A 13,546-nucleotide genomic window follows, 5' to 3' on the forward strand; every position below is an offset into this window, starting at 1 on the left:
TAAAGCCCCTCTGGGGGGCATCAGATACAAATTTTAGCATTCATTTATGTTCGAATATGCATTGTTTTGTAAATCTTTAGGAATAATGAATAGGAAGTAAATTCCAATAAAAGAGATACACCGTATGCAGCAATGTGAGTACCGCAAATAGGATTTTCCCAGCAGCCCGGGGTCTCCTTTCCCCTGTAATCAGCTTTGCGCCATTCACGATCAGTACCCATACGGCAATGAGAGCTGAAATGAGCGGTAACGTGCAAATTCCCCAGATATACCAGGCGGAATAGCCATACACTATCTGATTGTTACCATAGATGACCTGCACCCCGAGAAAAATCGAATTTAGTGACGCAATGAATGCAAGGTTGGACGAAATGTGATTATTCGTTTTACGGATATCTCTGATCACATATCTTACGATCCAAATCAGCAAGGTTGTGATGAAAAATAAGGAGGCGGCAGCGTAGCTGACAAGCAGAGTCCAGGTACGGTGCCAAAGTGTCGTCTGCTTCATGGTCTTACTGTCTGGGGCAACCATCATCCAAGTACCGTTTTCCTGATACAGCAAAATTTTAAGCTGGCCCCCCTTTTCCACAAACAATCCATCACCTGCTGCTTGAAACACTTTGTCTGTTGCTTCATTCTCATTTGGGTGTTTTCCTTTAACAATTAACGTATGATCATCTTGAATTCGCACGGTGTATGTAATGCTTCCCAGTATCCGAATCCATTTTCCCCAACCATGAACAGGATTAGAATCCACCTGATATACGCCCTCGATCTCTGGCGAAAGTTTCACTTGTGTGGAAGAGCGAGCTAGTGACTGCGAAACGGCCTGCGGCTCTGAGGGCAGCATTTGGGCTATCGCATGGATGACTTTTCCATGTAGCAGGGTGTCCGTGTCAGCTGAATTAATGATCACAAAAATACCAATCTTTTGGGACGGAATCAATACCATCTCAGAAATAAAATCATCAATTTCCCCGGTAGCCCACAGCATAGGTACTCCCGTCTCCAAATGACCACGAAAAAATCCGTAGCCCACGCCATCCAGGCGTGCATCGACTGCAAATTGCTGCGCATGCATCACTTTTACCGTATGTGGCTGAAGCACCACTTTGCCCTCATACTTGCCTTGGTTTAAATGAGTGATCAGATAATGGGAAAACTCGTTGGGTGTGATGTTCAACGCTCCTGCTCCCGGCAGATTGATATACGACAAAGGCTGTTTCAAATACGCTCCGTCCTTCCACTGATACGACTGGGCCAGTGCAGGATGATTTAACGGCAATTCCAGTGTCGCGCTGGGCATATTCATCGGCTGGAACAGATGTGTACGGAGGTAATCATTCAGTCCCTGACCGCTTACTTGCTCCACGATATTACCGATCAGACCGTAGGCGACATTGCTGTAATCATACTGAATTCCAGGTTTGCGGATGGGAGGCTGATTTTGAAAATACGTGCTGAGATACTGCTCTGTGGGCAAAACGCCTGCCCGAGTCGAGCTGTTAATGTCGTACAGCGCTTCATCTAATCCCGAGGTATGTGTCAAAAGCTGATGCAAATTGAAAGGCTGATTTTGGTATTGCGTAGCTTTATAGCTGTGGAGATAGCTGTTCACGTCTTCATTCAAATCAAGCTTATTTTGCTCAACCAGCTGCATCGTGGCGCTTGCACTAAATGATTTGGTTAGAGATCCGACACGAACAATGGTCTTTGCTGGATCGAATACCACTTTCCGCTCCATATCTGCATATCCATAGCCTTTACTAAAAAGGATTTGGTTTTCCTGGGTCACGACGACTGCAGCCCCCGGAATATGCAATTTTTCCAATTCTGTACTCATAATATTGTCCACTGTTTTTTCCAATGAATCAGGTGTTATGCTGTCTGTTGCCCATGCCGAAGCAATGAGCAGGTTCGAGAGAAACAACGCTGCTAAAAAAGCGGATAGGTAGCAAATGCCTTTATTCTTCATATTGAAGTACCATCCTTACGTATGAAGTTGATTTAATGATTTGAACCGTGCGGTGATTGCATAGCGAGCAGATATTTATACTCCATATGGAAGCCATCAGCATGGCGCTATGGAATCATCGCACTTCCCATCGCGGGAGTGCACATAATAAAGCGAATCCTGATCGAGTCGCGTAAGCAGAAGGCTTCTTACCTGTCGATCAGGATTCATGTGTTACAGATTAAAAATTAGTGATTCAGTTCGTTACATCATCGACCGTAGATTTTCAAGATTTATGATGTGCCAAGTCTTGTGTCATGTCTTTGTCCGTGTTCCGAGTTATCTTTTGTATGGTGGCACGGATACTTTTTACATTTTCCTCGATAAATCCGGGTTCCAGCAGTTCATAATGATTGCCAATCAAGCTATGCTCTTCATAGCTACCTTGTGTAGCGTCTTTCCATAAAAGTCGATTATCTCCTGTACCCTTGACCGTTTCCGATCCAACGGCGACAAAGCCGTGAATATTCGCCTGAACGCTCTCTGTATTCACAAGCTGGTTGCCATATACCGCGTAAGCGATCATTTTACGTTGGTACGTTTCATTCAACAGCTCACGGTAGGAGTAGGGAACTTGTTCCAGCATGTCATGAATTTCATGCTCTGTTTCTTCAACTGTGAAGGGCAGGGCTTCCGCCCTTTTGACCGAATCGAGCATAAAAATATCGGATACAGTATGACCTTGACGTTCCAGTGTGTCAGCAACCTTATGCGCCAGATTACCACCTATGGAATAACCAAGCAGCACATACGGACCTTGCGCTTGCGTGCTGACGATCAAATCAACGTAACGTGCCAGCATGGCCTGCTCATCCGCAGCATCATCTACGAACTCCAACCCATACACGACTGCGTCCTGATCCAGTTGTTTCGCAAGCTCCGCGAACGACAGCCCGTATCCAAGCATAGGAGGAAAGCAGAAGATGGAGATCGGACCGTGTTCATTCAACCGAATGATTGGACTATCGGCCTTGTATTCCAGATCGGCTTTCAATAATGTGAGCGCCTGCGCTTCTATAGTCGGGAAGTCCAGAACACTACGGATGGGAAGCTCAATATCTGTAGCAAGGTGAACTTTGCGTATAAGCTCCAGTACTTTTAAGGAATGTCCACCTAACGTGAAAAAGTCATCGTGGATACCCACTTGTGGAATTTCAAGTACTTCCTGCCAAATGGCTGCCAGCAACTGTTCCACATCAGTTCGCGGTGCGACATATTCTATACCCGTGTGCAGCCCTTTGTCCGGCACAGGTAAAGCTTTGCGGTCGATTTTGCCGTTTGTCGTCAGCGGAAACCGATCCAGCTGTACAAATGCGGATGGAATCATATAGCTCGGCAGACTGGCCGACATCGCAACTCGAATCTCACGGATGGTCAGCTGTTCATCGGCGGTGAAGTAAGCACATAATTGCTGCTGACCCGCTCCATCCCGCAAAGCAATAACAACGCTATCCCGCACGGACGGTACACTTGCCAGCCGCGCCTCCACCTCGCCCAGCTCAATCCGGTAACCGCGAATTTTAACCTGTTGATCAATCCGTCCAGCGTATTCCAGTATGCCGTCTTCACGCCAGCGAACAAGGTCTCCCGTACAGTACAGGCGATCTCCGTCCACCCACGGGTTAGCTAGAAATCTCTCAGCTGTCAGCTCAGGACGGTTCAGATAACCACGTGCAACTCCGTCTCCGCCGACAACCAGCTCACCCCAAGCTCCGACCGGCTGCAGGTTAAATGACGAATCCACAACATACGCCGTCGAATTGCGGATGGGGCGTCCGATCGGCACAGAATCCAGCTGTTCTTCCGTAATGTGATACGTCGTCGAAAAGGTTGTATTTTCCGTTGGCCCATAGCCGTTAATGATGTTGATGTCCGGATTATCGCGCAGGACCCGGTTAATATGGGGTGCAGACAAAACATCACCACCAACCAGCAAATACTTCACATCGCCGAAAAGTTTACTATCCTGCTGTGAAAGCTGATTAAATAACGGAGTGGTCAGCCACATCATGGTGACGCGATGATCCCGTATCGTCTCTTTAAGCTTGGCCGCGTCCAATAGATCATCCTTATGCACAAGAACAAGCTGACCGCCGTTCAGCAGCGCGCCCCAAATTTCAAACGTAGATACATCAAATACAAACGCGCAAGTCTGCAGCATTCGGGTCGATTCATCAAATGGCACATAATCCGTATTGCGGACAAGGCGCACGACACTTTGATGCTCAACAACGACACCCTTAGGCTTACCTGTTGAACCTGAGGTATAAATGACATAAGCAGCATGATTACCCGCTCCATCTATACCCAGATTGGAAGCATCTGCACTGTAGGACGGATCCTCATTCAGATTGACAATCTGTCCATCAAAATAGCAACGATCCAGTAAATCCTGCTGAGCCAGCAGCAGCTTGGCTCCCGAGTCCTCCAGCATATAACGGATACGGTCCTCCGGATATTGAGGGTCTACCGGCACATACGCGCCACCAGCCTTCAAAATAGCGAGTGTTCCCGTAATCATATCCAGTGAGCGCTCCGTCAAAATGCCCACAGGTTCATCGGATTTCACCCCTGCATCACGCAGCGTATGCGCTAAACGGTTGGCTGTCTCATTGAGTTCCCGATAGGTCAATGATTGATGACCCAAAGCTACGGCAATATGATCCGGCGTGCGCTCTGCCTGCTCCTCAAACAGTTTTTGGATCGTGTGATTGCTTGGATATGCACAGGCAGTGTCATTAAACTCTCCTGTAATTTGTTGTTTTTCCGCCGCTGTAACCAGTTCCAGCTCTTCTACGCAAACATTCGGGTTAAGCAAAACTTGCTCCAACAGGTTCACAAAATGTCCATGCAGACGCTCAATGCCTGTTTGATCATAACTTAACGCGTTATACATAAAACGAATCTTGATGCATTCTCCCGGCATAACGACTAAGCTCAGATCATAGTTAGTCTGCTCTGCAGCCACCACGTTGGAAATCGGGAATGTATCCTGCCCGTCACTTCCCAGTTCCTCGACCTGCTCATCTACCGGATAATTTTCAAAAACCATAATATGGTTAATTAAATCCTGTTTCTGGTCGGTCAATGCCTGAATCTCAAACAGTGGATACGTATCATATGCATGAGAAGCCAGCGCCTGCTCCTGCGTTTTCTTCATAACTTCTGCAAAAGATTCCCCTGCCTCACTAAGGATGCGAACGGGAATGGTATTAATGAACAAGCCGATAATATCCTCTACCCCGATAATATCTGATGGACGGCCTGAGACGACACTGCCAAATACGACATCACTGTGGTTGTTATATTTTTGCAGCACAATCCCCCATGCGGTTTGTAATAACGTATTCATGGTCACTTGATATCGCTTAGCCGTCTCCTCCACCCGGAGGGTCAACTCACGTTCCAAAACCGTCACCCAATCACTAGCCGTGTTGCCTTCACTCTTGCGACCGGATTTTACAGCTGGTAACGCTGTTTGCTGCTCATATCCGGATAAATAGCTGCTCCAGTAGTCGGTTGCCGCCTTGCGATCCTGTGCTTCCAGCCATTCAATAAAGCGGCTGTACGGCACTGCCGGTGCCAGTTCTGGTACTCTGCCCTCCTGAAGTGCTGCATAGCTTTCAAACACTTCTTTGTTTATAAGGGACAGACACCAGCCGTCCATGACGATATGATGAAAGCTCCATACAAAATGATAGCTGTCTTCTCCGGTACGTAAAATCGCTACACGCAGGAGGACATCCCGACGCAGATCAAAGCCCCGTGCTTTATCTTGTAGCTTGAAATTTTTCACCCAGGAATCTATTTCATCCTCATCTAGATGGTGTAAATCTTCATATTGAAAGCCGCAATCCCGATTTCGATACACCACCTGCAACGGTTCCGTATCTCTGCCAAAATAAAAATGTGTACGCAGCGCCTCATGTCGCCGAACCAGAATATTCAGGCTTTCTGCGAAAGCCCGAATGTCCATCTGACCTCGCATATCATAAGAAACCTGCTCAAAATACGCGTCATTCGCAGCTGCTTGACTATCTAGCTGGCTGTGAAACAGCATCCCTTTCTGCATCGGGGTCAGTGCATATACATTGTCAATCTCACCCGCAGCACCCATTTCAGATAAGAGACTGTCCAAGCCCTCCACACTCATTCCTTTATAGGAAATATCACTTGGGGTAAGCTCCGGGTGTTCTTTATGGATGCAATGCGCCAAAATTTCACGCAGGCTCGATTCTAGAAATTTCGCCAATCGCTCGATCGTCTCCGCTCTATAGCTCGTACGGCTATAGCTAATCGTCAGACCCAGTTGGCCTCCCGAAATGATGCCGCCAAAATCCAGTGTATACGTTCGAGCCATGGTCGGGCTCAGCGGCATCCCACCCTCATATGAGGATGATTGCAAGTCGTTCCCTTTCATATCTTGATCGAACTGTCCCAAATAGTTAAAGCTGATTTCGGGATCTGTCGTAAATATGGCTGGAGATGCCTCCGGTGCCTGTGTCTGACGGTCGGATAAATATTTCAGTACACCGTAGCCAATCCCTTTTTGCGGGATACCGCGCAGTCCTTCCTTCACACCCTTGATCCGTTGCGAAAGTGCCAGTTCTTCCGGCATATCGAGCAAAACAGGATATTGGCTTGTAAACCATCCTATCGTTCGGGTAATGTCCACCTCTGGTAAAATGGCTTCACGTCCATGTCCCTCCAGATTAATCAGGAAACGCTCATGTCCGCTCCATGCTTGCAATGCCATTCCTACCGCCGTCAACAACAGGTCATTAATTTCTGTACGGTAGGCACGATTGGCCTGCTTGAGCAGCTGCTCTGTCTCTGCATGTGTCCACAAAGCAGTAACCGACTCACTATCGCCAATCAATGGCTTTTCGTGCTCGTTATGCCCGTAATCCTGCGGCAAAGTAGCCAGTTCCGCTTGTGCAAGTTTCCCCCAATACGCTCGCTCACGTTCCATAGCTGGACTGTTGGCATAAGCGTGCAGCTGCTCGGCCCACGTTTGGAACGAATCTGTTTTATGAGGCAGCTGAATCACCTGTTCACCCTTGGAGGCTTGATCATAGGCAGTCGCCAAATCCTCGAATAAAATGCGCCAGGATACCCCGTCCACCGCCAAATGATGAATCACGACCAGCAGATGATCTCCATCCGGGCAACGGAACAGCCCCAGTCTCATCAGCGGACCTTCGCTTAGGGAAATACCAGATTGAATTTCATTGCATTTCGCTTCAATTATCTTCGCCAAATCTTGCTTGTTTACATCGCTGTCATTATAGTCAAAGCACTCCAGATGGTACGGTTCGCCTTCCTCTACACTGCGGTTCCATGCTGTACATCCGTTCTCCGACAAACTAAAAACCATACGCAATGCATCATGGTGCGAAGTAATCTGATGGAGCGCCCGCCGTAGTGCCTGTTCGTCATAGCCTTCCTGACGATAGAGCATGACAGATTGGTTAAAATAGTGTGGTTCTTCCGTTGGCTGTTCAAAAAACCAGCGCTGAATCGGTGTAAGCACTACATTTCCTGTAACCTCGCCCTGCTCGGCTATTCGGTTAACAGGCTGAATATATGTGCTTAGTCCCGCAATTGTCGGGTATTTGAACATGTCCTTCATTTCCAGCTTGTATCCAGCCTGAAACAAGCGGGACGATACTTGGATGGCCTTGATGGAGTCACCACCCAAATGGAAAAAGTTATCCTGTATTCCGACTTTCGGGATACCAAGAATGGCTCCCCAAGCCGTAGCCAGTGCCTGTTGGACATCCGTTTCGGGTGCCACATAATCCATACCTGTATCGAGATTGTGCTCAGGTGCGGGCAGTGCCCTGCGGTCTACTTTGCCATTCAGCGTCAAAGGCAGTCTGGAGAGCTGCACAAAGTAAGACGGCACCATATAGCCAGGCAGATCCTGCGACAAAATGTTACGTAAGTCGCTGGCGCTCAATTCACTGTCTGTTGCAAAATAGGCACACAGCTGTTTTTGTCCGTGATCATCCTGCCGCACGGTAACAACCGATTCCTTCACACCTGGAATCGTGGACAATCGGTTTTCAATTTCACCCAGTTCAATGCGGTAGCCGCGAATTTTGACCTGTTCATCCATTCTTCCCTTGTACTCCAGTACACCATCAGCACGCCAACGCACTAAGTCTCCTGTACGATAGCAATATTCTCCAGACCGGAATGGACTTTCAATAAATTTTTCCGCCGTAAGCTCAGGCCGATTCAGATATCCTCGCCCAACACCGTCGCCACCGACGATCAGCTCTCCCCAGGCTCCGACAGGTTGCAGCTTCAACGAACGATTGACCACATAAGCGGTCGAGTGATCAATTGGACGTCCAATGGGAATAGCCTGGGTTTGCGGTTCTGTAATGTCATAGATGGTGGAAAAGGTGGTGTTCTCCGTCGGACCATAAATATTGGCCAGGCGAAGCTGCGGGTACTCCTTCAACACACGATTGACGTGTGGTACAGACAACACATCACCACCCACGAGCAACTCCTTCAAGGACGCAAACACTCCGATTTCTTGCTGCGAATACTGATTGAATAAAGCCGTGGTCATGAACATCGTGTTAACACGATACTTGTCAATTGCCTGTTTGAGCTTGGAGGCATCCAGAATAGTGTCATGGCTTACCACATACAGTTGTCCCCCGTTCAGCAGCGTTCCCCAGATTTCAAATGTGGAGGCATCGAACACAACTGCGCCCAATTGCAGCATACGTGTATTTTCATCAAGCATGGCATAGCTTTTGTTTTTCACTAGGCGCACGACATTACGGTGCTCAATCATCACGCCCTTCGGCTTGCCTGTCGTACCAGAGGTGTAGATCACGTACGCAAGATCGGAGGAAGATCCCCCTGTTGTAATCGCAATTGTTCCATCCGTCTGAGCGTCACATTCAGATTTGCTATTGCATCGCTGTTCATCACTCAAATCGATGACCGGAATGCCGGGTTCAAAAGGAATCTGCTCACGTCGCTGTAACAGTAACAGCCCAGCACTGGAATCCTCCAGTAAATAACGGATACGCTCTTCAGGATAATCAGGATCAATGGGAACGTAAGCCCCTCCGACCTTCAAAATCGCCAGCATACCGACGACCATTTCAATGGAGCGTTCAGCCATAATCCCTACTCGCTGTGTCTCTGGCTCGGACCCGCGCTGTATCCCATGGGAAGCGAGTATGCGTGCCAGACGGTCGGCACGTTCATTCAGCTCGCGGTAGGTAAGCTGCATGTCCGCAAAGGTGATGGCCAGCCGATCTGGTGATTGCGCTACCTGTTCCTCGAACAGCACATGCAGTGCTTGATCTCGTGGATACGGATAGTCTGCTACCGTATCATTGAATCTCTGCACAAGCAGCTCTTTTTCTTGGGCCGAAACCATTTCAATAGCCGAAAGAGCGATATCCGGCTGTTTTATAACCGCATTGATAAGCTGCTGCAAATGTTCAGTCAGTCGTTCGATGGTTTCCCGTTTGTACAGCCGAGTTCCGTATTGAAGAGCACAGGAAATTTGTTCTCCATCCTCCACTGCGAACAGACTCAAATCAAATTTGGCCGCCGTTTGTTCACTTGGATAAGATGCCAATTGCAGCCCCGCCAGCTGCTGCTCTTTTTGCTCTATGTTTTGTAGTGCAAACATGGTATCAAATAACGGATTACGGCTTAAATCTCGATCCACGCCCAGCTTCTCCACCAGCTCTTCAAACGGATAATCCTGATGTTCAAAAGCCTTTAACGCGTTTTCCTTGACCTCCAACACATAATCGCGGAACGTTTTCCCGCCTTCTGGATAATTACGGATTGCCAGTGTATTCACGAACATCCCGATCAGACTGCCAAGATCTGCATGGGGCCGCCCTGCAATTGGCGAACCGACAATAATATCTTCCTGCCCGCTATAGTGGCTAAGCAAAGCCGAATAGGCAGCCAACAGCACCATATATAATGTCGATTCCGTCTGCACCGCAATGCTTTTTAAGCCTTCGCTTTGTCGTTGGTCAAGCGTAAATTCCAGCACATCTCCTTCAAAGCTTCTCACCGCTGGGCGTGAATAATCAGTCGGTAGATCAAGCACAGGTAGCTCTCCTGCGAAGGTATTGAGCCAGTAGTTTTCCTGTTCCCGGTAGCGTTCACTTTGCTGCTGCTTCTGTTGCCAAGCGGCGTAGTCTTTATACTGAATGCGCAGCGATGGCAGCGTGTCGCCTGCATATAAATGAATGAAGTCCTGAATCAGTACATTTATAGAGGTACCGTCCGAAATGATATGATGCATATCTATGAGCAAAATATGATGCTCTGGGTCTGTTTCAATCAAACCAACTCGGAATAACGGAGCTTGCCCCAGATCGAACGGCTGAACAAAGTTATGTACCAGCTCATCCGTTTCCTTTGGGGCAGCTCCGTGAGCATAGGTCAATTCCATGCGAAAAGGAACCTCGTCATGTACTCGCTGGACAGGTTCACCGTTCATGGTCTCAAAACTTGTGCGCAATGTTTCATGGCGTTCAATAAGCTGACGGAACGCGTTATCCAGTGCCTTGTGATCAAGTGAACCGGTCAGAGTCAGGGCACCAGGTATGTTATAGCTAATTCCCGCTCCATCAAGCTGATTGAGGATATACATCCGTTTTTGAGCCGAAGAGACCGCATAAAATGGCTTATTCTCCGTAACAGGGATGGATTCATAGGTGGTTTGCTCCAGTGCTTCAATAACCTGCGCCAGCTGTTCAATTGTCGGATGCTGGAACAAGTCCTTTAGCTGCACATTTTTATGCAATTCCTTATAGATGAGTGATATGACATGTGTCGCCCGCAGGGAATGTCCTCCTGCCTCAAAAAAGTTATCCTTAATCCCAATGCGCTCAAGCTCCAGCACATCTTTCCAGATGCTAGCCAGTTGTGCTTGTAATTGATTTTGAGGAGGTACATATTCTGCGCCTGAGCTTACACCTCCCTCTGGCTGTGGCAACGCTCGGCGATCCACCTTGCCGTTGGGCGTCAGTGGCAATTGCTCCAGCTGTACAAAATACGACGGTACCATGTAACCCGGCAGCTCCTGACTCAAAGCACTACGCAGCTCACTTGTCGCTACTTCCGCATGGGTGACCACATATGCGCAGAGCAGCTTTTGCCCCTGCTCATCTTCATGTGCAATTACAACAGCTTCTCGGACTGCCTCCAGCTTCAACAGCTGTGCTTCCACCTCGCCCAGCTCAATCCGGTAGCCTCGAATTTTCACCTGCGCGTCGATTCGTCCCTTATATTCCAGCGTTCCGTCCGCATTCCAACGCACCAGGTCCCCTGTACGATAGCAGCGTTCGCCGCCACGGAACGGGCTGTCGATGAACTTTTCGGTCGTCAGGTCTGGGCGGTTGCGATATCCGCGAGCCACCCCGTCACCGCCGACGATCAGCTCCCCCCACGCTCCAATAGGCTGAAGCTGCATCGAACGGTCCACGACATATGCCGTCGAGTTATGGATCGGGCTACCAATGGGCACAGATGCCGATTGAACGCCGGTAATGGCATGTGTGGTGGAAAAGGTCGTATTTTCCGTCGGACCGTAGCCGTTAATGATATGTAGATTCGGATGGGCCTCCAATACCCGGTTAATATGCGGTACGGACAGCACATCACCACCAACCAATAGCTCCCGCATCCCCTCAAATAGTTCCAAGTCCTGCTGGGATAGCTGATTAAAGAGTGGTGCGGTCAGCCACATCGTGGTAATGCCGTGATTGCGAACAACTTCCTTGAGCTTGGGAGCGTCCAAAATAACATCCTGACTCACCAGCACCAGCTGTCCACCGTTCAATAACGCACCCCAAATTTCGAAGGTGGACGCGTCAAAGACAACAGACCCGGTCTGCAAAATGCGCGTGTCGGCATTCAAGCGTGCATAATTTGTGTTTGTCACCAAACGCACGACATTACGGTGCTCCACCATAACCCCTTTGGGCTGGCCTGTAGTCCCTGAGGTGTACATAATATAGGCCAAACGACCAGCTGCGCTCGCCTTCGGTTGTTCTCCAGCTGCATAAGCCTGCTGTATTTGTTCTGCTTGTTCTGATTGCGTAGCTTTTGGTTGCATGGTTTCTGGTTGTATGGTTGTCGTAGAAGCAAGTTCGGGACTGGCGAAAATGGAGTAGAACGGATCTAGGCAGTCCACGTATCCCGGATCAGTATTCGTCCCGTGATCATTCGGCAAAATTGGATCGTAACGATCAGCATCATCCGTTCCATAAATTGCAGCATCGCTAAGGTCAAGCACCATTCCCTTAAAATCAGTGGGCCGATGTTCCATTCGCTGCACGAGCAGTATGTCCGCACCGGAATCCTGCAGCAAATAGCGTATACGCTCATCCGGGTAATCAGAATCAATGGGTACATACGCTCCACCTGCTTTGAGAATTCCGAGCATACCGACAATCATCTCGATCGAGCGTTCAGCTACAATGCCGACCGTCTGCTCGGTGCGGATTCCCTGCTTACGTAAAGAATGAGCCAGTCGGTTGGCCTTTTCATTCAATTCTGCATAGGTTAGGCTATCTTGCCCACACACTACCGCCACCTGCTGTGGTGCCTGCTTCGCCTGTTTCACGAACAATTCATGAATAGACGCATGACGTGGATAATCCACATTTGTATCGTTGAAGGTATGGACCAGCTGCTCTACTTCTTGCTCTGACAGTACTTGTGCTGTGGAAATCGCCAACTCTGGCTGCTGCAAAACAATAGTGTACAGCCGCAGAAGCTGCTCAACAAAGCGCTCAATCGTCGTCTCGCTATAACGGTCGCTACTATACTTTATGTTCAGGGAGACCGCTTCATGTTCCCATTGAAACTGGAAATCCAGTTCAGATTGTACGTGATTTAAAAAATCAGAAATATGAATATTTTGCAAGGATACTGTGGTGTGAATAAGAGGCTTTTCATCCTCATTACGTTGAATGTCAAGTAATTCAGAATAGTTCCAAAAAGGAATGTTTTGATGTTCAATAGCTTCGCCGACAGAGGTTTTGATTTGAGACAGCAAAGCTTTGAAGGTTGTGCTGGAATCCAGCGTATTTTTCAATAAAAGCAGATGGTTGATCGGCTTTGTAGCACCGTTGCCAGACTTGGCTACCGGGATGCCCAGCAGCACACGTTCCTCACCTGTGTATTTATGCAATAAGCTCTCTACTCCAGCAAGCAGGACCATAAACACGGCCCATGGAGCGCCGCCTGTTATAGATGATATTCTTTGGGAAATTTCAGTTGGAAATGTGAGTGTGTTCGTATGGGAATTTAAACTCGTTACAGTTGTACTTCTGGACACATGGTTGGTGTATGGTAGGCAGATGATATGATCCTCAGATTCCAGTTTATGACTCCAGTAATTTTTTTCCTTCTCAAATAAGGCTTTCAATGACATCCCTCCTGCTTCTCGGGGCCTGTTCCCCCGGTTGGATGGTGCGCGTTGTTACGTACATGAGCGTTGTGTCAGAAAAAGAATAC

Annotated in this window: 2 protein-coding genes; both read right to left on the reverse strand. The window is 48.4% G+C overall.

Annotated features, from left to right (window positions below; translation table 11 throughout):
• Nucleotides 1–76 precede the first annotated feature (76 nt).
• Nucleotides 77–1,978, reverse strand: a complete 1,902-nt coding sequence (locus MKX30_RS25135; RefSeq protein ID WP_341063790.1) for a serine hydrolase domain-containing protein — start codon at nt 1,976–1,978, stop codon at nt 77–79.
• A 265-nt stretch (nt 1,979–2,243) separates the two neighbouring features.
• Nucleotides 2,244–13,457, reverse strand: coding sequence for an amino acid adenylation domain-containing protein (locus MKX30_RS25140; protein ID WP_341063791.1), 11,214 nt, complete (start codon nt 13,455–13,457; stop codon nt 2,244–2,246).
• Nucleotides 13,458–13,546 lie beyond the last annotated feature (89 nt).

It is taken from the genome of Paenibacillus sp. FSL P2-0173 (assembly GCF_038008045.1).
GTDB classification, from domain to species: Bacteria; Bacillota; Bacilli; order Paenibacillales; family Paenibacillaceae; genus Paenibacillus; species Paenibacillus polymyxa_B.